The 22,191-nt window shown below is 37.1% G+C and carries 25 protein-coding genes; 20 read left to right on the forward strand and 5 right to left on the reverse strand.

Annotation, left to right across the window (positions count from 1 at the left end; translation table 11 throughout):
* Positions 1 to 160: 160 nt before the first annotated feature.
* From cyoE to FCJ93_RS01730, 7 genes are all read left to right on the forward strand, one after another.
* Complete coding sequence (gene cyoE / locus FCJ93_RS01700; protein ID WP_095313170.1) at positions 161 to 1,099, forward strand: heme o synthase; 939 nt, start codon at positions 161 to 163, stop codon at positions 1,097 to 1,099.
* Between the two features lie 338 nt (positions 1,100 to 1,437).
* Positions 1,438 to 2,508 (forward strand): cytochrome c oxidase subunit II, encoded by a 1,071-nt coding sequence (coxB, locus tag FCJ93_RS01705; RefSeq protein ID WP_095313168.1) that lies wholly within the window; start codon positions 1,438 to 1,440, stop codon positions 2,506 to 2,508.
* A 100-nt stretch (positions 2,509 to 2,608) separates the two neighbouring features.
* Entirely contained in the window at positions 2,609 to 4,480 is a 1,872-nt protein-coding gene (gene ctaD / locus FCJ93_RS01710) for a cytochrome c oxidase subunit I (RefSeq protein WP_095313165.1), read from the forward strand.
* Positions 4,480 to 5,109 (forward strand): cytochrome (ubi)quinol oxidase subunit III, encoded by a 630-nt coding sequence (locus FCJ93_RS01715; RefSeq protein WP_095313163.1) that lies wholly within the window; start codon positions 4,480 to 4,482, stop codon positions 5,107 to 5,109. The genes ctaD and FCJ93_RS01715 overlap by 1 nt, the downstream gene beginning before the upstream one ends.
* Before the next feature lie 3 nt (positions 5,110 to 5,112).
* Complete coding sequence (gene ctaF, locus FCJ93_RS01720; protein WP_095313161.1) at positions 5,113 to 5,445, forward strand: cytochrome c oxidase subunit IVB; 333 nt, start codon at positions 5,113 to 5,115, stop codon at positions 5,443 to 5,445.
* Between the two features lie 309 nt (positions 5,446 to 5,754).
* The gene (ctaG, locus tag FCJ93_RS01725) at positions 5,755 to 6,657 is read left to right on the forward strand and encodes a cytochrome c oxidase assembly factor CtaG (protein WP_137742793.1); all 903 of its coding nucleotides are present in this window, start codon (positions 5,755 to 5,757) and stop codon (positions 6,655 to 6,657) included.
* A gap of 272 nt (positions 6,658 to 6,929) precedes the next feature.
* On the forward strand, positions 6,930 to 7,397 hold the full coding sequence (locus FCJ93_RS01730; RefSeq protein WP_095313157.1) for a DUF420 domain-containing protein: 468 nt from the start codon (positions 6,930 to 6,932) through the stop codon (positions 7,395 to 7,397).
* 64 nt (positions 7,398 to 7,461) lie between these two features.
* Here FCJ93_RS01730 and ytvI read toward each other — a convergent pair whose 3' ends face one another.
* A complete protein-coding gene (ytvI, locus tag FCJ93_RS01735) occupies positions 7,462 to 8,520 on the reverse strand; it encodes a sporulation integral membrane protein YtvI (RefSeq protein WP_095313155.1) in 1,059 nt (352 codons plus the stop codon).
* Between the two features lie 420 nt (positions 8,521 to 8,940).
* On the reverse strand, positions 8,941 to 9,300 hold the full coding sequence (locus tag FCJ93_RS01740) for a YugN family protein (RefSeq protein WP_095313153.1): 360 nt from the start codon (positions 9,298 to 9,300) through the stop codon (positions 8,941 to 8,943).
* A gap of 238 nt (positions 9,301 to 9,538) precedes the next feature.
* Here FCJ93_RS01740 and FCJ93_RS01745 point away from each other — a divergent pair, with 238 nt between their 5' ends.
* A complete protein-coding gene (locus tag FCJ93_RS01745; protein WP_095313151.1) occupies positions 9,539 to 9,973 on the forward strand; it encodes a CBS domain-containing protein in 435 nt (144 codons plus the stop codon).
* A gap of 237 nt (positions 9,974 to 10,210) precedes the next feature.
* Positions 10,211 to 11,242, forward strand: a complete 1,032-nt coding sequence (locus tag FCJ93_RS01750; protein WP_095313149.1) for a CAP domain-containing protein — start codon at positions 10,211 to 10,213, stop codon at positions 11,240 to 11,242.
* An 86-nt stretch (positions 11,243 to 11,328) separates the two neighbouring features.
* Here the strand turns inward: FCJ93_RS01750 and FCJ93_RS01755 are convergent, their stop codons facing one another.
* Entirely contained in the window at positions 11,329 to 11,814 is a 486-nt protein-coding gene (locus FCJ93_RS01755) for a PaaI family thioesterase (RefSeq protein ID WP_235879387.1), read from the reverse strand.
* Between the two features lie 226 nt (positions 11,815 to 12,040).
* Between FCJ93_RS01755 and FCJ93_RS01760 the strand changes: the two genes are divergently transcribed.
* The 5 genes from FCJ93_RS01760 (at position 12,041) to FCJ93_RS01780 (ending at position 14,349) form a co-directional block, all read left to right on the forward strand.
* On the forward strand, positions 12,041 to 12,433 hold the full coding sequence (locus tag FCJ93_RS01760) for a YlbD family protein (RefSeq protein ID WP_095313145.1): 393 nt from the start codon (positions 12,041 to 12,043) through the stop codon (positions 12,431 to 12,433).
* 14 nt (positions 12,434 to 12,447) lie between these two features.
* Complete coding sequence (locus FCJ93_RS01765) at positions 12,448 to 12,690, forward strand: YlbE-like family protein (RefSeq protein WP_095313143.1); 243 nt, start codon at positions 12,448 to 12,450, stop codon at positions 12,688 to 12,690.
* Between the two features lie 127 nt (positions 12,691 to 12,817).
* Positions 12,818 to 13,240, forward strand: coding sequence for a hypothetical protein (locus FCJ93_RS01770; RefSeq protein ID WP_095313141.1), 423 nt, complete (start codon positions 12,818 to 12,820; stop codon positions 13,238 to 13,240).
* A 132-nt stretch (positions 13,241 to 13,372) separates the two neighbouring features.
* Positions 13,373 to 13,816 carry a YlbF family regulator gene (locus FCJ93_RS01775; RefSeq protein WP_095313139.1) on the forward strand — a complete coding sequence of 148 codons (444 nt, stop codon included), beginning with the start codon at positions 13,373 to 13,375 and terminating at the stop codon, positions 13,814 to 13,816.
* 257 nt (positions 13,817 to 14,073) lie between these two features.
* The gene (locus FCJ93_RS01780; protein WP_095313137.1) at positions 14,074 to 14,349 is read left to right on the forward strand and encodes a YlbG family protein; all 276 of its coding nucleotides are present in this window, start codon (positions 14,074 to 14,076) and stop codon (positions 14,347 to 14,349) included.
* Between the two features lie 112 nt (positions 14,350 to 14,461).
* On the opposite strand, the gene FCJ93_RS01785 is transcribed toward FCJ93_RS01780, so the two are convergent.
* Positions 14,462 to 14,851 carry a DUF7147 family protein gene (locus tag FCJ93_RS01785; protein ID WP_095313135.1) on the reverse strand — a complete coding sequence of 130 codons (390 nt, stop codon included), beginning with the start codon at positions 14,849 to 14,851 and terminating at the stop codon, positions 14,462 to 14,464.
* A gap of 183 nt (positions 14,852 to 15,034) precedes the next feature.
* On the opposite strand from FCJ93_RS01785, the gene FCJ93_RS01790 reads away from it, so the two are divergent.
* The 3 genes from FCJ93_RS01790 to coaD all read left to right on the forward strand — a co-directional run bounded on the left by FCJ93_RS01790 (position 15,035) and on the right by coaD (position 17,931).
* Positions 15,035 to 16,459: a stalk domain-containing protein gene (locus tag FCJ93_RS01790; protein ID WP_170211184.1), complete on the forward strand. Its 1,425-nt coding sequence runs from the start codon at positions 15,035 to 15,037 to the stop codon at positions 16,457 to 16,459.
* Between the two features lie 419 nt (positions 16,460 to 16,878).
* Entirely contained in the window at positions 16,879 to 17,436 is a 558-nt protein-coding gene (gene rsmD / locus FCJ93_RS01795; protein WP_095313132.1) for a 16S rRNA (guanine(966)-N(2))-methyltransferase RsmD, read from the forward strand.
* A gap of 12 nt (positions 17,437 to 17,448) precedes the next feature.
* Positions 17,449 to 17,931, forward strand: coding sequence for a pantetheine-phosphate adenylyltransferase (gene coaD, locus FCJ93_RS01800; RefSeq protein ID WP_095313130.1), 483 nt, complete (start codon positions 17,449 to 17,451; stop codon positions 17,929 to 17,931).
* A 147-nt stretch (positions 17,932 to 18,078) separates the two neighbouring features.
* Here the strand turns inward: coaD and ylbJ are convergent, their stop codons facing one another.
* Complete coding sequence (ylbJ, locus tag FCJ93_RS01805; protein WP_095313128.1) at positions 18,079 to 19,299, reverse strand: sporulation integral membrane protein YlbJ; 1,221 nt, start codon at positions 19,297 to 19,299, stop codon at positions 18,079 to 18,081.
* A gap of 291 nt (positions 19,300 to 19,590) precedes the next feature.
* Between ylbJ and FCJ93_RS01810 the strand changes: the two genes are divergently transcribed.
* The 3 genes from FCJ93_RS01810 (at position 19,591) to FCJ93_RS01820 (ending at position 22,156) form a co-directional block, all read left to right on the forward strand.
* Positions 19,591 to 20,376, forward strand: a complete 786-nt coding sequence (locus tag FCJ93_RS01810) for a patatin-like phospholipase family protein (protein WP_095313126.1) — start codon at positions 19,591 to 19,593, stop codon at positions 20,374 to 20,376.
* The gene (locus tag FCJ93_RS01815) at positions 20,377 to 21,402 is read left to right on the forward strand and encodes a SepM family pheromone-processing serine protease (RefSeq protein WP_137742794.1); all 1,026 of its coding nucleotides are present in this window, start codon (positions 20,377 to 20,379) and stop codon (positions 21,400 to 21,402) included.
* Positions 21,403 to 21,577: 175 nt separating this feature from the next.
* Positions 21,578 to 22,156, forward strand: coding sequence for a CDP-alcohol phosphatidyltransferase family protein (locus FCJ93_RS01820; RefSeq protein ID WP_170211185.1), 579 nt, complete (start codon positions 21,578 to 21,580; stop codon positions 22,154 to 22,156).
* The last annotated feature ends 35 nt before the right edge of the window (positions 22,157 to 22,191 follow it).

A 22,191-nucleotide genomic window follows, 5' to 3' on the forward strand; every position in this document is an offset into this window, starting at 1 on the left:
AACATTAACACTATGGTAATAGTGAAAAAATTATCCTGAAAAAAATTTGAAAGGATACCCTCGTCTCTGTTGCAAGTGCATTGATCAAGAACGGGATTGTTGATAGTTGCCCAAGCATCTTTAAGATGTCTTCGTGACAGGTTATTTAGGAGGAAGGGAAATGAGTAATTTGAGGGCTTTAAATGAAGTGCCATCGCGTAGCTGTGAGCAAAATGTAGAAGCTGTGATACCGAAAACAAGTGCATGGAAGGATTTTTTAGCACTGATCAAAGTCGGAATTGTAAATTCAAACATGATTACTACTTTTACTGGTCTTTGGTTGGCACTTTATTTTACCGAGGCAAGATTTTTAGCCAATCTTGATATTGTTCTATATACACTGGTGGGTTCAGCTCTTATCATTGCCGGTTCCTGCGCCATCAATAATTTCTATGATAGGGATATTGATCCATTAATGGAGCGAACAAAGGTGAGGCCAACGGTAACTGGAAAGATAAGTCCGACAATTACGTTACTTTTGGGAATTGGCTTTATTGTTTTAGGAGTTCTTTTTCTTTTACTGACAACGTTTACAGCTACTCTGCTTGGGATTTTAGGAATCGTGAGCTACGTCTTCTTGTATACGATGTGGAGTAAAAGGAAATTTATTTCAAATACAATTATTGGCAGTATTTCAGGAGCTGTTCCTCCTTTGATTGGATGGGCAGCCGTTGATCCAAGTCTTGATGTCATTGCATGGAGTTTATTTTTAATCATGTTTGCCTGGCAGCCCCCTCATTTTTATTCATTAGCAATGAGAAGAGTAGATGAGTATAGGGCAGCGGGTATTCCAATGCTCCCTGTGGTCAAGGGGTTTGAAGTAACGAAAAAACATATCCTTGCTTGGGTCATCATATTATTTCCAATACCGTTTTTATTAACTTCACTAGGTATACCTTTCTTAATACTAGCTACCCTATTAAATGTAGGCTGGTTGTTAATTGGTATTAATGGTTATCGAAAAAAAGATGACATGAAGTGGGCAAAGTCGATGTTTGTATACTCTCTGCAATATATGACGATTATGTTTGTAGCTATGGTAATTGTCACGCTTGTGTAATTATGGTACAACATTTTGTCTCTTACATAAGAAGTTCCACTTTAGATTTAACAAAATTTAAGAATATCTAAAATGAACATTTATTTTTTGGGAGAATTTTTCTTTACACTATTATTAGTAAAGGGGATTTATCTATAAAATTTTCAGGGAGAGTTTATTTCATAAAGCACGGCTGATGATAACGACTTCCGAATCAGACATTAATTTAGCATGAAGTGTATATGGAATTCTTGACCATTTCATTGGAATCGTATTCGTTTTGTTAAATAAGTTGACTTTGTGAAATTTACTCATCCAAATTCAATTATTTTTTTACGAAAGAGGGGTATGTTCAAGCTATGAAAAAGCTAGCAAAATGGCGTCTGTTCTCATTATTAGCGTTAATGGCGCTCATTCTTTCCGGTTGCGGCAAGCCGTACTTATCAACTCTCCAGCCAGCTGGTGAGGTTGCCCAAAGACAATATGATCTTATGCAATTAAGTACGATTATTATGGTTGGGGTAATTGCAGTTGTAACCATCATCTTTCTTATTGTCGTTTTCCGTTTTAAACGCAAAGATGAACAAATTCCTAAACAAGTGGAAGGTAGTCATAAATTAGAAATCATATGGACAGTTATTCCAATTCTATTACTACTTGTTTTAGCTGTTCCAACGGTAATTGAAACATTTAGACTTGCTGATGTTTCTGCCATGGACGAGGTAAATGAAGATGGAAAGACAGATGCACTAGTGATTAACGTACGTGCTAATCTTTATTGGTGGGAATTTGAGTATCCAAATGAAGAGATCGTTACGAGTCAGGAGTTAGTGGTTCCAACGGATCAGAGGGTTTATTTTAATTTAAAAGCATCTGATGTAAAGCACTCCTTCTGGATTCCGTCAGTTGGTGGAAAGATGGATACGAATACAGATAATATAAATAAGTTCTGGTTGAAATTTGATTCCAAAGGTGCAGAAAAGGCCAATGAACTATTCTATGGAAAATGTGCAGAGCTTTGCGGTCCATCCCACGCTTTAATGGACTTTAAAGTAAGAGCAGTTCCTAGTGATGAATTCGATCAATGGGTAGCATCGATGCAAGGAATTGAGGAGCCGATTCAACCGGAAACTGCATTAGCTCAAGAGGGGCAGGAACTTTTCAACCAAAGCTGTATTGGATGTCATGCGATCACACCAAACAATGCTTCTCCAGAAGCAGCTCGCGTTGCACCAAATTTAACGGATTTTGGTGACAGAGCATATGTAGCGGGGATTTTAGAGAATAATGAAGAAAACATTAAAAAGTGGTTGGCAGATCCAGAAACGCTTAAGCCGGGAAACAAAATGAGTAAGACATACGGAGAATTAACACCTGAACAAATTGATGCTTTAACTGCTTATTTAATGGAGTTAAAAGTGCAAGAATAGTCGTATTTTCATAAAGAAGAACGACAAATTACAACGATACAAAACCTGAATTATATTGTATGTATAGCAAGGGGATTAGTTTTCAAAGGGAGGTAAAATTGTGAGTACGTACGCTCAAAAAAAGGGGTTCGGAGCAACCGTTTGGGACTATTTAACAACGGTTGACCACAAGAAAATTGCAGTCCTTTACTTAATTGCAGGGGGATTCTTTTTCGTTGTCGGTGGCCTCGAAGCAATGTTTATCCGAATTCAGCTAGCGGTACCGAACAGTGATTTCGTTAGTGCTGGCCTGTATAATCAAATTTTGACCATGCACGGTACGACGATGATTTTCTTGGCAGCTATGCCATTGTTATTTGGATTTATGAACGCAATTATGCCGTTGCAAATCGGTGCTCGCGATGTAGCGTTTCCTTTCATTAATGCACTTGGATTTTGGTTATTCTTCTTTGGGGGAGTATTCTTAAACCTTTCCTGGTTTTTAGGAGGAGCGCCTGATGCAGGGTGGACGTCTTATGCTTCATTATCTCTTGCATCTGAAGGGCACGGAATTGATTTTTATCTATTAGGTTTGCAAATATCTGGTGCAGGAACGTTAATGGGGGGAATTAACTTCCTCGTGACGATTATCAACATGCGTGCACCTGGGATGACTTATATGCGCATGCCGTTGTTCACATGGACAACATTTGTCGCATCTGCACTCATTTTATTTGCATTTCCACCATTAACAGTAGGGATTTTCTTGTTAATGTTTGATAGACTTTTTGGCTCTAATTTCTTTGTTACTGCTGCAGGCGGTAACACGATTATTTGGGAGCATTTATTCTGGATTTTTGGACATCCGGAAGTATACATTCTTGTTTTACCGGCCTTTGGTATTTTTTCGGAAATTATTCCAGTTTTCTCTAGAAAGAGACTATTTGGATATTCCTCAATGGTATTCGCGACAGTATTAATCGGCTTTTTAGGATTCATGGTTTGGGCTCACCATATGTTTACAGTTGGACTTGGACCGATTGCCAATGCGATTTTTGCCGTTGCAACGATGGCGATTGCCGTACCGACGGGTATAAAAATATTTAACTGGCTCTTTACGATGTGGGGAGGAAGTATCAAATTTACGACGCCAATGCATTATGCCGTAGCCTTTATTCCTTCTTTCTTAATGGGAGGAGTTACAGGGGTAATGCTAGCAAGTGCAGCAGCTGACTATCAGTACCATGATACGTATTTTGTAGTCGCTCATTTTCACTATGTAATTGTCGGTGGGGTAGTCTTTGCAATCCTAGCCGGAACTACATTCTACTGGCCAAAAATGTTCGGTACGATGTTAAATGAAACTTTAGGAAAAATCACGTTCTGGTTATTCTTCATTGGATTCCATTTAACTTTCTTTATCCAACATTTCTTAGGATTATGGGGAATGCCTAGACGTATTTTCACATTCCTTGAAGGTCAAGGTCTGGAAACAGGAAACTTTGTAAGTACAGTAGGTGCATTCTTCATGGCCGCTGCAACAGTGGTGTTAGTTATTAACATTATAATAACGACTGTTAAAAATGAAAGAGTAGGCAATGATCCTTGGGGTGATGGCAGAACACTTGAGTGGGCCATCCCATCTCCACCACCATTTTATAACTTTAAACAACTTCCATTGGTACGCGGTTTAGACCCTCTTTGGATTGAAAAAATGGAAGGGAAAAAAGGAATGACTCCAGCAGAACCGCTAGGAGATATTCATATGCCGAATGCATCATTCATTCCTTTCGTTATCTCCTTTGGACTATTTGTAGCAGCATTTGGGGCAATGTACCGTTTAGACTATGGATGGGGCTTGCCGGTGCTTATTATTGGTTTGGCCATTACGTTCGGTTCCATGTTCCTACGTTCTGTAAAAGATGATCATGGCTTCCATATTCATAAGGAAGAATTAATCGATGAAGATGATAATAAGGGGGTTAAGGCATAATGCACGCTGAAGAAAAAATGACACTTGAAAAATGGCCTGCTTCGCCTGAAAAGCAAACCCTTGAAGCAAAAAATAAATTTCTTGGCTTCTGGTTGTTCCTTGGAGGAGAGACGGTTCTTTTCGCCTCTCTCTTTGCAACCTATCTCGCTTTAAAAGATAAGGTTCCAGGGCCAGATCACGCATTAGCAAAAGATTTGTTTGAAATACCATTAGCATTTTTAATGACTATGTTGCTCTTAACAAGCTCTATTACAAGCGTATATGCGATGTATCATATGAAGAACTTTGAATTTAAAAAAATGCAGCTTTGGCTTGGGATTACTGTCGCTCTTGGTCTTGCTTTCCTTGGCTGCGAAATTTACGAGTTTTATCATTATGTACACCATTATGGTCATACATTTACAAGTAGCGCCTTTGGTTCAGCGTTCTATACATTAGTAGGATTTCATGGGGCACACGTTGTATTTGGATTGGCATGGATTATAACCTTAATGGTACGGAATGCGAAAAGAGGATTAAGTCTATACAATGCACCTAAATTTTATGTTGCTAGTCTATATTGGCATTTCATCGATGTTGTATGGGTGTTTATCTTCTCTGTAGTATATCTAATGGGAATGGTGGGATAAACTATGGAAAATAATCAGACGAATACGGGAAATGCGACTGTAGATATCGCTTATCGTCGTAAAAAGAATGCAGAAGAAATGAGACATCAGGTCATTACTTTTACTTTGATGATCTTTTTAACAATTGTTGCCTTTGTAGCGGTTGGTGCGGGAATGTCAGGCTGGTTTACTGTTCCGTTCATTCTATTGCTTGCAGCAGTTCAAGTGGCCTTTCAGCTTTATTATTTTATGCATATGAGCCATAAAGGTCATGAAGCACCAGCATTGTTCTTGTATTCTGGCCTGCTTGTTGGCTTAATAACAATCCTCGCATTTGTGACGATTGTTTGGTGGTAAAATCATTTGAAAATCGGCTATATTAAGCCGATTTTCTTTTTGCTAAGTTTGTTATGTGTTGGGTATGGATTTCGGCTCAATTTCTCGTTTGTTCACTGAAAGGCCTGTGAAAGCAAAGTGTCATAAAAAGTACCCGAAATTGTTTTATTAACAATATTGTTTAACAAAGCCTTTTGCAAAGGAAATGCTTGTTTTCCTTGGTTTTGGAGAACTTTTTAGTAGTTTAAGTTATAATATTAATGTGGCATTCACATTTCGGTGAATACATTAAAGAGAAATGAAAAAGGAAATTACAGAGGTGATGGGTCAATGTTATCTTTAGATATGTTTGGTTTTCAAGCGTTATGGAGTCCATTTTTCTTTTTGGCAATGGTTGCATTGTTAGCTGCTTACTTTCTCATCACGATCACATGGAGAAAACATATTAACGGTTCAGAACCATTAACCACAAGACAAGGCATCATTTTTTCAACAGGGGTTATTCTTTTATATATCATCAAAGGCTCGCCAATTGACTTAATGAGTCATCTTATGTTTTACGCTCATATGATTCAGATGGCTGTCTTATATTTAATTATTCCACCCCTTTTTATAGTAGGAATTCCACAGTGGATTTGGAAAAAATTATTGGGTCTTCCAGTTATTCGGTCTCTATTCAAATTTTTTACAAAACCGATCATCGCTTTAATTCTTTTTAATGGGATTTTTTCATTTTATCATATCCCATTAATCTTTGATGTTATCAAGACAGACATGTTATTACACACATCCTATACGATGCTGCTGTTCTTAATGGCGATCTTCATGTGGTGGCCACTCGTTAATCAAGTAGAGGGGGAAAAAAGGTTAAGCGGAGTAAAGAAGATTGGCTATATATTTGCTGACGGGGTATTGTTAACACCTGCGTGTGCGTTAATTATTTTTGCTGATGTTCCGATGTATGCTACTTTTTCTGATCCAAGTTCATGGGCAAAGGCTCTCGAGCTTTGTGTTTCACCAACTGTCTTATCAGGGTTAAACTTGAGTGGACCTGAAATGTTTAATTCAATGTCATTGCTTCATGATCAGCAATTAGGCGGAGTACTTATGAAAGTCATTCAAGAAATTGTTTATGGTGTAGTATTATTTCAAGTGTTTTTTGAATGGTATAGAAGAGAGCAGGAGGAGTCAGAGCCAGAGTTGCATTTGCTTGATCCACAAACAATTAAATAATCCATTGGCACCTTACCCGGGTGCTTTTTTTATGATTCAACCTTGCCATTTTCCTTTATGTTTTAACAGAATTAAATAGAATCAGTTAAAAAAATCACATTTATCACAATAAATATGACAAAAACAGTACATTTTTGTTGTTTTTCTAACTTAAGATTGAAAATATGTTTGCAGTCCACTAAAATTAATTTTATGTATGAGAATGCTCTTCTCCCAATTGACTAGGAGCGAGGTTGGCATTTTATTTGGAGATTTAGAAAGGAAAAAAAGAGATGAATTTTACTTTACCTATTTTACCGACAATCAGTACGACTTTTATTATTTTAAGTGCAATAACAGTAGCCATTGGCTGGGGCCAAATAAAAAAGGGGAAAAGAGAAGCCCATCAAAAAACAATGTTTTTAGCAGCCATTTTTGCGATCATTTTCTTTATTATTTATGCTTCCAGAACGGTTTTTATTGGAAATACAGCATTTGGCGGCCCTGATGATATTAAAATTTATTACACCCTCTTTCTTATTTTCCATATTACACTAGCTACTGTCGGGGCGGTTCTTGGGATTATATCTCTTGTTACTGGTTACCAAAAAAAATATGCGGTGCATCGTAAAATAGGGCCGATTACAAGCGTTGTATGGTTCTTCACAGCGATTACTGGTGTGGCTGTCTACCTGCTCCTTTATGTGTTTTACCATGGTGGAGAAACAACATCGGTTATTAAAGCGATCTTAGGAATATAAAAAAACAGCTCCAAAGTCTGTAAATAAGATTCTGGAGCTGTTTTTTTGTTCAATAATGAATGGTTTAAATTTTGAAATTCATTTTAATAATACCAGCCTCTTTTGCAGAATTAAAGGCGATAAGCAATAACGGCCCAATTACGAAGCCAAGAATTCCGAGGAGCTTCAATCCGAGATACATGGCAATTAATGTTGCTAAAGGTGATAGACCAATATGACTTCCCATTACCTTTGGTTCTACCGTTCTGCGAATGATTAACAATACTGCCGCGAGAACAGCTAATTGTGTACCATGGGAAATGTCCCCTGTAATTAAATAGAAGAGCGCCCATGGTCCTAAAATCACGATTGAGCCGATAATCGGGATAAAGTCGATGATCCAAATAATAAGTGACATTATTAAGGCAACTTCAGGCTTAATAAATAATAAGCCGATAAGAGAAACGACGAAAATAATAATACTTACTAAAAATTGTGCTTTAAAAAATCCGAAAATGACGAAGGAAAGTCTTGATGTCATAAACTGAACTTTTTGTGCGGTTTTTTCCGTTAAGAAGGAATACATTCCTTTACGGAGCCGTGGAAGTTCAAGCAAGAACAAAAAAAGGGCAATCAAATAGACAAGGAAGCTTACTAAATAGTTTGGAATATTTGTTAATAGAGATTTCACTGTATCGATATTGACATAAGCGACGAGATCATTTCTTGTTTTATTAAGAAAGCTTTGAATTTGATTACTGATCTCATTAACCACTTCTTTAGGCATATCTTTTGCTGCGTTCGCAAAGTCTTTTTCAATATTAAGCCAAGCTCTCGTAATTTCATTGATGTATAGTGGCGCATTCTCGACGAGTTTAATAATTTCCGTTACAACTTTCGTTGTCACAAAATAACCGCTAGCTCCAATGAATAGTAGAAAAAGTAGGAACACGCATAATACTGCAAGCTGTTGATTTAATTTCGTCTTTTTACGCAGCCATTTAACAATTGGGTGCAAAAATAAAGCTGTAACGAAAGCTACGATCAGTGGAACGGATACAGGTAGAATAAAATAAAGAAGGGTAGCGACGAGGAGAGCGATTACAACGATCATTGCCACCCGTTTTGTGAAAATACTGGACAAGATAGAACCCCTTTCTCAATAACAAAAGTACAACCATCCGTTTTTTTGAAATGGATGCTAAAAATTGAAATCGATGAATCAGAGAGCGAATTTTCTATAATTATAAAAATAGGCTGATTGCTTATTTTGATATAAACATTTGTATTTTATGATATAGCTCGAGCGCTCAATTGAAAAATGGAATCTGGTTTCCCGTATGTATTTAGGCGATTCCCACTCTCTTTAACTTGGGGTGTAAACTTTAAAAAAGCAATATCAATAACTGACTCATCTAACATTAGCCTATAGATAAATGACCGTGTGTATGCAACCATTATTGAAACAACATGATGGATGGGATCATTCTATAGAGGTAAAGAAAAAGACCCCATTCGCTAAATGGGTCTTTTTCTTTGTCATTTTGAGAAGATAAAATTGAAATTACTTAACAAACTTGTCTATTTCTGCTTTTACTTCGGTTAAAATCTTTTCGCATTGGCTTACTAAAGAGCTTGGAAAATTTTCTTCCTCACCATATTCTACTCCATGAGGATAATAATGCTTCCCTAACAATGGTGTGAGGAGTTGCAGAACCGCTCTATTGGCACCAACATCACCTTCGACTGCATAACCTAAAATGCGAAGATAGAATACTCCTTCTTTTAATTCAAATTTGCGATCGTAGGATACTCTTTCATAATCCCACTGCTCAGCACGGATCAATCCGTAATCCGCCATAACATCGTCTAACCGTTTTAAATCAGCTTTTACTTTATCGAATCCCAAATTCTCAAATTTCATCTCGATCCCTCCTCAAACAAGTGAAACATTATAAGTGTGAATACCTATTGTAGAATTTTACTAAAATAATCCCAAATCTAATAATAGTGGAAAAGTGAAAAAGTTGCAATGACATGCTAAAAGAAAACATAGTTCTTTCACATTTCAATTAAACCTTATTAATGAATGAACGTGATTTGGGAATACTATTTAAAGGAAATCTTTAATAATAATATTATGCATATTAGGAGGTAAGGAAGTGCAAAAGATAAAAGAAATTATGAGTAATGAAGTGGAATGTTGTACGTTACTTGATAATGTTTATGAAGTGGCTGTCAAAATGAAGGAATGGAATGTTGGAGCAATTCCGATTGTTGATGGGGAGAGATTGGTTGGAATGATTACTGACAGAGATCTTGTCATTCGCGGGATTGCCGAGAAAAAACCAGGATCCACGAAAGTTGGAGAGGTAATGAGCGAAGAACTGATAACAGCGACAGCGGAAATGAGCACAAAGGATGCTGCAGAATTGATGGCAAATCATCAAATACGACGCCTGCCAGTCGTTGAAGGAGATAAATTAGTCGGCATTGTTTCCCTTGGTGATTTTGCGGTAAGAAAGTTAACGGATGGCCAAGCAGGAAAGGCTCTTTCGGAAATATCTGAACCGAATGATATGCAAATAGAACATTAGCCAATCCATAACAAAATCTAACTTGAGTCAATATTTTCGTTCCCATTTAAACGGTGGGAACGATTTATATTTGTATTGAAAGATTTCAAAGAAAATAATAGATGATATAATCATATTAAACTATTATATGCATAGAATAATAGAAAATATAGATAGGATTATTAATAATGAGTTCAAGAAAAGAGAGGAGGCATACCTCTGCGTGCCCTTATAAGAATTTTAATATTAATCGCCGCCATGTTAGCAGTTATATTCTACTTAAATTTATCTTTTGAAGACGATATATTAGTCAATGAACATCCAAATTCACATCAGGTTGATGAATCACTGGAAGAAGAGACAGACGACGGCACAGATAATCCTCAAATTGATGCCCCAAGTTCGGGAATAGCAACATTGATAGGAAAAGATATGTCCCAATTAGAAGAAAAATTAGGCAAGCCTTCTAGAGTGGATCCTTCTGCTTATGGATATGATTGGTGGATATACAAAAAAAGTTTGCAAGAGTATATTCAAGTAGGTATTCGTGATGAAACGGTTGTGACGATATATGCTATAGGCAGTGATGTGGATATTCCTCCTTTCAAAATAGGACAGCCAGTCGAAGAGATTTATGCCTCAGTGCCGATTGGACCATATATAAGCTTAATGTATGAGGGGAGCTCTTATCGCTTTGAATTAACTGAAGATGATATGAACACACGCCCGCTTGTACAGATGGGAGATTTTTATGCTCAATTTTATATTGATAAGTTCGATGGAACATTGTCAAGTGTAAGGTTTATGGATGCGGAGACTTTAATTAAATTGCAGCCGTATGAATTGGTTTATGTCGGTGAATTAGTAGAGGTTAAGCCGTGGGAAGCAGGAAGTGAGTCTGAAGTGGCTAAAGGAAATGCTGAGCAGATTTTTGATATTTCTAATATAATGCGGGTACGGCACGAGCTAGCTCCGCTCGAAAAGGATGAAATGGTAGCGGAGGTTGCTTTAGCCCATAGTATTGATATGTATGAAAATGAAGAATTTTCCCATACATCGAAGACTTCTGGTGAACTATCTGATCGATTGGAAGCAAGTGAGATTTTTTATCAACTTGCTGGTGAAAATATTGCAGCGAATTACGCAGATGCGCCTGCCGTAATGGAAGGATGGCTGAATAGTAAAGGACATCGCGAGACACTTCTAAACGGACAATTTACGCACATTGGTGTAGGAGTTTACCATCTCCACTACACACAGAATTTTATTCAAAAATGGCATGAAGAATAATCGTCAATAGGTAAAAATGAATAGATTAGACGATATACAGTAATTATTTATTTCATTAGGTAAGTGAGAGCTCGTAAGTACAGCTCTCACTTTTTGTTCTGTCTCTTTTCGATGATGAAGAAGCTGCCGGTTGCTTGGGCAATTTTTTGCCCATCAGAGCGAAATACATCGGCTGAAGCTAGAAGTGTTTTTGAACCGAAGTGCTCGATTTTTGCTTGGCAAGTAATGAAATCTCCAATGCCCTGGGCAATATAATGAATAGAAAGCTGAGTTGTAACGGCAGCTTTTCCATCAGGCAAACTTTGATGCGCCAATATCCCCATTGCGCTATCAATAACTGTAGCTGTAATTCCTCCATGAAGAATATTTAAAGGGTTATTGACCATTGCGTTTAAAGGAATTTTTACTTCTATTCCTTCATTCGTCTTTTTGTTTTCCATATGGAGTAAGCGGTTAATAAATGTACGATCTTGATGATTCAAACCTTCCAGAATATGTTTTAGAACTTCTAATTCCTCATTCGTACCTTTTTCCAGTACTTGCTGAAAAAGTCTCTTTAAGTTTTCTTGCAATAAGTTCATCCCCTTATTTTTTCTATAGAGTAGGCGTGATTCACAACTTTTATTGCTTTATCATATCGTATCATAGGAAACTTAGTTACGAAATATAACAAAAAATGAAACGAAGATACGGTATAGAATTGGATAATCACTGTTGATTTCAAGATGTTGAAATACGACCGATACACCAATACGAACCAGCTCATCTATACATGCCCTTTGTTCGAGGTGAATAAGTATGGAAAAGAAAAAACTCCATCCTTCTGTTCAGCAATTTAAGGAATTCGTCAAGGAGCATCCGAAAATGGTGATGGAAGTCAGGAAGGGAAATGCGACTTGGCAGGAGCTTTTTGAGGAATGGTACTTACTTGGAGAAGAAGACACTCGTTGGAATGAGTTTAAAGGAGTACAGGATAAGGAAGAAGATAAAAAAGAATGGCTTCCACAAATTATGAATGCTGTAAAAAATGTAGATCCAAACCAACTCCAAGGGCATATTACCAACTTGAGTCAAGCTTTAGGTGCGATACAAGGATTAATCCTCCAATTTCAAGGAGGAAAACAAGGAAACGCTTCGAGCAGTAATCAGCCCGCTCAAAGCTCGCATCCATTCCAATTCAGAAAAGATTGAAAAGGGGGATGGATATGAGGAAAGATATGATGGAAATGATTAATGCCGATCCGGATTTGAAAAGGTTTTTACATGAACAACCGATATGGTATAGGAAATTAGCAAGAAATCCAAATGATTTTCAAGCATTTCAAATCGCAGCATTACATTATCATAGGAAAACGATTCCGCATCGGGTAGAAAAATTTTCTAACGGCGTCTATATGGCGCAAATGATGATGAGCATGTTTCAAGCGATGAATAATAATCTTTCGTGAACAACTTTCTCGCATGTATTGAGAAGGTTGTTTTTTCATGGATGCAATGGAGTAAAAATGGATTTGTTAGCAAACAATATCATTATAATTTATGTTTATGGGACTTTACATTAGAGGGGGATTGCCAATGAGAACCATATATTTAAGTTTAATGATGCTGGTGTTAATGACGGTTGGCTGTCAAAAGGACTTACCGGAGCCAGAGGCCAAAAAGTTAATGGTTATACCGATGAGCACTGTCAACACAGCCCATGATATGCCAGTTACGATTGAACAAAGTAGTGAGCCTTTTAAAGTTCAGCATCATATAAGAGGAAATAGCGTTTTTGTCGAATGTATGCTTCCAGCCATTACTTTCCGCGATGACAGTGAGCAAAAGCAAGGGAAAATCATTCTTTATATTAATGGCGTGAAGAAGGAGGAGGTTACGACAGCTGCATTTATTATTAAAGGATTAGAGAAAGGAACTCACCGAGTAAAATTAGAGGTTGTAACCCCTAATGATGAACCATATCAGTTAGAGAAGGAGTTTACAGTATCCATTCCATAAACGATAAACTTAATGAACTTTCTAATGGTGTATCGTAATGGTGATTGAGAGTTACTGCTAATTTAAATTGTTCATTAAACTTTCGTTTTTTTACATTTCCATGTTAAAATAAGTAGCGGAGGTGAGCTAGATTTGCTTGCTACTTTGGAAAGAATGGAAATATTAGATCAGGCTGAACAGTTGTCGATGATGATTATGGAGTCGGATGTCGTTGAATATTATATGGTCTGTTTAAATAAAGTAAAATCAAATAGAGATACACAGCGTAAAATTAGAGCTTTTTCTAAAGAAAAGGAGCTCTATGAAGAGGTGCAACGGTTTGGCCGCTACCATCCAGAATATCACAAAGTGATGAAAAATATTCGGGAGTTAAAAAGAGAAATGGATATGGATATTCATGTAGCTGAATTCAAAAAAGCTGAAAATGATCTACAGGCTTTGTTGGATGAAGTCAGTGTTTTAATTGGGAAATCTGTATCTGAACAAATAAAGGTTCCAACTGGAAATCCTTTCTTTGATAGCTCCTCTAGTTGTGGTGGCGGATGTAGCACAGGCGGAAGCTGTGGATGTTCGTAAAAAGCTTAGGTAACCTACCTAAGCTTTTTTGCGTTTTTAAAACTACAGAACTAGTTCTTAATAATATAGAATTAATTCCTTACTAGCAGAAGCGGCAAAGCCTAACAAATGCTCCTGTAAAAAAATCAGTATTTCAACAACCTCTTTGATTCATCCTCGCTGGAATAATGTTGCTGTCCTTTTGTTCTTGAGCATTGAAATATCCAGGTTTGTCTGCTAGACTAGAAAAAAATAAGGTGTTTGAAGGGGAAAAAAGTATGCTGGGACAACGTCAAGGGATTATCGTATGGCTGTATTCTTTAAAACAAGCCAAAATGTTAAGAAAGTTTGGAAATGTTCATTTTGTCTCCAAACGATTAAAATACGTTGTTCTCTACTGTGATTTAGAGGATGTTGAAACGATTATGAAAAAAATAGAAAGCTATTCCTTTGTGAAAAAGGTTGAGCCTTCATTTAAACCATTTTTAAAAACAGAGTACGAAAATTCAAAGCCGGATAAAGCTAAAGAATATGATTATCGGATGGGAATTTAAAAAGCTATGGTCAAAAGGTTGTTCAGGAATAACCTTTTGACCATAGCTTTTTCCTTTTGTAACCCTTTGTCACCAGCAAAATGCGTTCTTTGCTTTATCTGTAATTGTTTTCTTAAGCTAATGGTGGTATGTAACGGTTCATTCTTAAAATCCCAATTAAATATTGATAATAAAGTTCCTTTTCAGAGAATTGCACGGAAGGCTTGACTTCAAGTTCAATAATTTCTTTTTTAAGCTCTGTTGCAGCTTGTTGGAATAGTTGATAACGTTTATTCGGTTTTTTATTTGGATTGGGAATGCCTTCGCGACAAATGTATAAAGGCTGGAAATCGCCAGGTATAGTCGGTTTGAGAATAACCACCAGAGAAGAGACTTCTTTATTTTCTATAACGGTATGATAGGTCATCATATGTAAAAGCCGTTCTTTGTTTGCTTTTGCTATCTCAATTAACTCATAAATGTCAGAATATCCTTCGCCTAATTCAATAAAACGTTGAATCATACTGCATTCTCTCCTTATCTTAGCTTCATGACTACTTTACCATGCTTAATCTAGAATGGCTATGAAAGAATTGAAAAGAGAAAGTAGGTCTTTTGTTCTAATTATTTTTTAATGACGTCGATCCTGCCTTCTGCTATTGTTAATATAGAGGAATAATTTGATTAAAATATAAGGGGAATGCATATGTGGAAGCTTGCGTTCACATTACTAATTAGTTTAAATGTTACTATTGGAGCTATGTTGCTGTGGCAATGGAACGCTTATTCTGAATACCATAATCCATCTGAACTAGGAAAGGATGAGAAAGCGGTTCAACACATCACGATTGAGTCTAAAGGCGGAGTTCTTTCTGTTACACAAGTGATTGAAGGTTTGGAAGGGAAAGACGAATATCGAATAAATGCGCCTAATATTATTTCAGAGTGGGAATGTGCTACTGATGATGGAGCTGCTTGTAGTTCTGAAGATGACAATTCTAATTCATTACAGGCTCAAAACGAGTCGCTAACTTTTCGCTACCAAATCAAACTAAATGATGACGACTCTGCGTTTCTTTTGCGCGATTGGTTGATTCAATTGCCAGATGTAGAAGTAACCCATACAACAGTTGATGTTATTTCAGAAACGGGAAGAGAGGGAACATGGGTTGCTGGTTTTCCGCTCAAAGGTTACAGCAAATTAGAATATATTGACTATTATGTTTTTGAAGGCAAAGGTGGCAACGGTTCTCTATATTGGCAGCCCACACCTTTAGTCCAGCGAGCAGGTGGCAACGGAATTCAGTTGTATACAACGAATGATTCTCAAGCTAATCTATCAAAGGGACCATTCGAAAAAATTCCTAATTTCAATGAGATGGCAGTGGTTTTAACCGATAGCTTCGCAGAAACAAATGGCAATGGTTTAATGATTGCGAAACCAAGTCTAGATAGTCAAAAACTTGAGCGTAGAATGATCGATCATTATTTTCTTGAAAAGGCTCCTGAACTTCCATCTGAAGAAAGGTGGATACTCGGTGTGTTAACATCGATTGTAGAGGAACGAGAAAGTCATAACCCAAAAGTAAATCTTCTAATTGAAGAACTGAAACGTCATTTTACGGAAGATGAGATCGCCCAGTTTTTAGCATTAATCGTAAAAGAAAATTCGCTCACTCCGCAAAAAATGGACGAGATTCTCAGCTCTATCGCCGAAAAAAACACCCGTTTCTTTTCATTGAATAAAAATGCTGAAACGAATGCGCTCCCGCTTTATTTTTATGATTCTCGCTCACTCTATATCGGAGACGCTCTAAAAAAAGACATCGATGTGATACTTGTTGGTAATGAACAATATTTTCCGTTTATTGAAACGATGAGTGCTCTAGGCTATAAAGTACAGCTGCTCGACGATCATGAGACCGTACTTGTAAATTTACGGAATGATAGTTACCGTTTTTATGTAAGTCAAAATATTTACTCTTACAATCAAAAGCATTTAGGATTATTGGAAAACCCGCTTCGTATGATTAATGGCCGACCATATATGTCAAACCGTATGTTAAAATCACTTTTTCAAGTATCCTTTAATGAAAATGAAGATGAAATCAAACTTTCGCTGAATGAGTAAATACTACACTTGGATTTTTAGCTTATTTTCTCAATGATCTTTGTTTTAAGTCAATAATAAAAAAAGAAAACCCTGCAGATAACTGCAGGGTCCTTCCATCTCCTTTATAAGGAAAGAAGGCAAAGGGAGAGGAGAAACCGGAGGAAGAACTTATGGGGAAACGTAAGTCTTCTCCGCGGTTGGCAACAACATCCTCGAATAGATGTTGTTAATTACAGTATTTCCACAAAAGAGTCGGATATACATCGTTATCATTTTTTTTGCAAAGTTATCATGCAGTTGATTTTGCGATAGACAGCCATTTGCTTTATTAAAATGAACTGATTAGTAATGAAAAAATAGATGGTTGTCGATAATTGGCACTTTGCTTTGATTATGTTAGGATGGTAAGGAAGTTTGACAGTGCAGGTGATAATTTCATGAGAATCGTTTCAGGCAAATTGAAAGGAAAATCGTTAAAAGCAGTGCCAGGAAAATCGACGAGGCCAACAACAGATAAAGTGAAGGAAGCGATCTTCAATATGATCGGTCCTTATTTTAATGGTGGATTATGTCTTGATCTTTTTGCAGGCAGCGGAGGTCTTGGAATAGAGGCGCTAAGTCGGGGAACAGATAAGGTGCTCTTTATTGACCGTGATGGGAAAGCCATTCAAACAATTTATGAGAATTTAAAACAATGTAATTTAGAAGAACAGGCTGAAGTATATAGAAATGAATCAACTCGAGCTTTAAAGGCAATTATAAAAAGGGAACTTCGTTTTGATTATATTTTTCTTGACCCACCTTATGCTAAACAACAATTGAAAGAGACGCTGGCATTGATAGATAAGCATCAATTGTTAAAGGACGAAGGAGTTATTGTTTGTGAACATAGTTCAGATGTTCAAATTCCAGCACAAATCGAAGGTCTTGTTCGGATCAAACAAGAAACCTATGGAATCATTACCATATCTATATATGAAAAGGCCCATTTTTAGAGGGGGAGAACGATGGCAAGTATAGCTGTATGTCCTGGGAGTTTTGACCCGATTACTTTTGGTCATTTAGACATTATTTCTAGGGGAGCGAAAGTGTTTGATCAAGTCTATGTTTCGATACTAAACAATTCATCAAAGAAGCCTTTGTTTACTGTGGAGGAGCGTATCCAATTAATTCGTGAAGTAACAAAAGATATCCCAAATGTTAAGGTTGATTCCTTTCATGGACTATTAGTTGATTATGCGAAAGAAATTGGAGCGAATGCAATTATTAGGGGTTTAAGGGCAGTCTCTGATTTTGAATATGAAATGCAGTTAACCTCTATGAACCGTTTTCTTAATCATGAGATTGAAACATTTTATATCATGACTAATAACCAATATTCCTTCCTGAGTTCAAGTATTGTGAAAGAAGTTGCCCAATATAGCGGAAATATTTCTGAATTAGTCCCACCGATAGTGGAACAAGCACTTCAAGCCAAATTTAAAAGCTAGTGAACGAATGTTACATATTGTGGAAAAAGCGAGTGTTTGACTGATACTGCAAACGCTCGCTTTTTATTTGCTTCCTAGTTGTTTTTTTTCTACAGTCTAATCGTAGCTGCTCCTTCTATAATTTATTTTTACAGCAATTGCACATCTTTATTCGTGTTCGTTTCTTTGCATCCGGCTTGCAAAGACAATGATGTAGACCAGCAATGAAATAAGCGTTAATATTGGTCCTGTGTCACTGATCAGTTTCAATGTATCAAACGCCCATTTCCCTTCATCAATAAGGGCGACAGGGACCGTTTGGGAATCAGGATTTTGTGGGTTTAATTTTTCATAAAGGGGATTCCAAAGCAACCATGTATAAAATCCAGCAAAAACACTGTGAAAGATTCTCGCTATAAAAAAGGGTTTAAATTTGATGTCTGTTTGTGCAAGGATACTGGCTACTTGAGCTTGCACACTTAATCCGCTGAATGCAAGAATGACACTAGCGATTATCGCTTGTTGTAGCAGCGTAACATTTTCTACCTGACTGGTTAGCTTATTTCCTAAAGTGAGTTCAAAAATTCCAGATATTAATGGAATGCTAAATGACTCTGGAAGATGGATTAACTGCAGTAGCAAAGCAACCAACGAACCAACCATTTCAATAATGTGTAAGTTCGATAAAAGTTGATTTATCACAGAAAATAAAATGATGAAGCCACCGATCATCAATAACGTTTGGATAGAAGACATCACTGCATCCCCAAGCAATTTTCCGAGCGGCCGTTTGTCGTTAATTCTTGTTCGGTGCAGTTCTCTAAAAGCATTTTTTAAGGAAAATTTTACATTCTTTTTTGCGGTGTGTTCATGATTTTTACCGTGAAATCTCATCATAATTCCGACGGTGAAATTACCAAGATAATGAGCTAATGCCAAAATAATGCCCAGTTGTGGATTATAAAAAAAGCCAACAGAAACAGCCCCAAAGATAAATAATGGGTTCGAGCAATTAGTGAATGTTACGAGCCTTTCTGCTTCAATTTTTGTCAACTGTCCTTCCTGCCTTAAACGGGCCGTTAGCTTTGCACCAGCAGGATAGCCAGAGGCCATTCCCATCGCCCACACAAAGCCCCCGACTCCTGGAACACGAAATAACGGTCTCATTAAAGGTTCCAACAGAACACCAATAAACTTTACAACCCCGAAGCCTATTAACATCTCGGACACAATAAAAAATGGAAGTAATGAGGGAAAGACGATTTTCCACCACATATCCAATCCTCTAATGGACGCGTTCACAGAGTCTTGTGGAAAAGCAATTAGCGAAATAGCCATTATGGAAACTGCCGAGGCTAGTATAATGGTTTTTAGTTTCGATTTTACCACTCATGCATCCTCCCTCGAAGATTTACTGATGACGCAAGCAAAGTGCATCTTCTAGAAAATAATGCTAAAATAAAGATTATTAAATCAGTAAATGCACGACTACTCAATCGTGTAAAATCTAGAATGATGTTGATTGCTCCATCTTTGTTGAAGCCTTATTTCACTGGGTCTTGTCCTCATATAGATCAATATACTCATAGAAAAATAAAATAGACCATAAGAATATATAAAAAGTGGGAGAAGATGGAGCTTATGTCTGCCCACATTCCTTTTTAAAGGAGGCGCTTATTTTTGCAGCAACCGAAAATTGGTCTAGCGCTTGGTTCAGGTGGAGCAAGAGGGTTTGCTCATTTAGGTGTAATAAAAAAGCTGCTGGATGCAAAAATTCCGATTGATCTCATTGCTGGCAGCAGCATGGGGGCAATGGTCGCCTGTTTTTATGGTGCCGGCTCAGACATTGAACGTCTATATCATTTATCGCGCGTGTTTAAGAGAAAATATTATCTGGATTTCACACTGCCAAAAATGGGCTTCATCGCAGGAAATCGTGTGAAAGAGCTTATTCGAATTTTTACCCATGGGAAAAACCTTGAACAATTAGACATTCCTGTCCATGTTGTTGCGACTGATTTAATGAGCGGAGAGAAAGTGGTTTTTAAAAACGGGTCGATTGCTGATGCTGTTAGAGCTAGTATTTCAATTCCTGGAATTTTTGTTCCGGAAAAACTCGAAGGAAGATTGTTGGTGGATGGAGGAGTAGTTGATAGGGTACCTGTTTCCGTTGTGAAAGAAATGGGAGCTGACATTATTATTGCCGTTGATGTTTCTCGTGTAAATCGGACAACGGAAATTACTTCTATCTATGATGTCATCATGCAGAGTATCGACATTTTGCAAATGGAGATTGTCGCAAATAGGGAAATCGCTTCTGATGTTATGATTCAGCCTTCCCTTGAAATGTTTAGCTCAAGGGCATTTACAAACATAGATGAAATTATTCAAATTGGAGAAGAAGAAACGGAAAAATATATTGTAAAAATTCGGCAACAGATCGAGGAGTGGAAGGAGCAGCACTAGATGAACAAGAGGTTTTATTTTCGGTTTTTTTTCATTTTAGCGGCCTTATTTATGGTTATCGCCTCATTTATTTCATTGCCATATTACGTATCTAAACCGGGGATGGCCAAAGAGTTGAAACCGATCATTGAAGTTGAGAATGGCTTTGATGAACAGGGAAGCTTTATGTTGACGACCATTCGAATGGGAAAAGCAAATATTTATTCCTATTTGCTCGCCTCATTAAGTGATTATCAAGAGATTTATCCGTTGAATGCTGTCCGTGGTGAAGAAGAAACTGAAGAGGAGTACAATGTACGACAAATGCACCTAATGGCTAGTTCGAAGCAATCTGCAATAGAGGTTGCTTATAAGAAAGCAGAAATACCGATTGAGTATGAATATAAAGGTGTATATGTTTTAAATGTGGTGGACAATATGCCAGCTGCTGACAAATTGCAGCCAGGTGACCGTATTTTTAAAATAAATGGTCATGAGTTTACTTCATCAGAGGAATTTATTGAATTTGTTAGCAAACAAACAGCCGGAACTGAAATTACGCTCACCTATTTGCGAAGAGGAGAAGAGGAGAGCACGACGATTCAAGTACAGCCATTTCCTGATGATGCAACCCGTGTTGGTGTTGGGATTGGACTTGTGGATGATAAAGAGTTACACGTGAATCCAAATGTTGAAATCAAAACGGACGATATAGGAGGACCCTCTGCTGGTTTTATGTTTTCTCTTGAAATTTATAACCAGCTGATTGAAGAAGACTTGACGAAAGGTTATGCAATTGCTGGTACAGGCACGATTTCTGCTGATGGAAAGGTTGGTAGAATTGGCGGAATTGAACAGAAAATTGTTGCAGCCGATAAAGCTGGGGCTGAGATCTTTTTCGCTCCTAACGAACAGGGGGCAAAGGATTCAAATTATAACGCAGCCATTAAAACGGCAAAAGATATTAATACGAAAATGAAAATAGTTCCAATTGATACATTTGATGAGGCGATTGATTATTTGAAAGAGCTGCAACCAAAGAAATAGGGGGCTTCCAAAAAGGCCGTTAAAGTGGCTTTTTGGAGGTCTTTTTTAAAAAATGCTTATATGTCGGTGGTTTACAACAACAATATTGCTTAGCAAAGCCACTAAAGGTTTCGAGAATGGCCTCATGCTTTGTTTATAAGAACAATGCATGCTTCAAAAAATAAGGAGAAAAAACATGAAATCATTACCTAATATTCTGTCTTATTTGCGTATCATTTTATCTGTTACGTTATTATTTTTATGTCAATCTTCTTTCCTTTTCTTCGTTGTCTATTTATTATGCGGATTGAGCGATGTCGTCGATGGATATTTGGCAAGACTGTTAAATGCTGAAACTATTCTTGGTAGCAAACTAGATAGTTTAGGGGATTTCGTGTTTTACATTGTCTGGGTTTTCGTTATGGTTCGAATGGCGAGCAATGAAATCATGTTCCAGTTAGGGTTATGTTTCATGACGATCTTAATTATGAGGTTGGGAAACTTATTAGTGACAAAAATGAAATTCAGACAATGGAGTATTATCCATACGTTCGGCAATAAAGGGACAGGTGTTTTCCTGTTTCTATTCTTACCAGCTGTGATTATACTCGGTAATATATCGAGTTGGACTATTTTTATCCTTTTTGCTGTTGCGATGTTAGCAACTGTTGAAGAGACTATCCTACTATGGAGATTAACTGCTTATAATCCGAATATAAAAAGCTTGCTATTCTGGAAAGATAATGTCGATTACAGTAATGAAAATCACCTGTAATCGACACTTTTCCCTTCTCATAACAGCAAAATAAG

Origin of the sequence: Robertmurraya siralis (assembly GCF_005502275.1) — a bacterium.
Taxonomy (GTDB): Bacteria; Bacillota; Bacilli; order Bacillales; family Cytobacillaceae; genus Robertmurraya; species Robertmurraya siralis.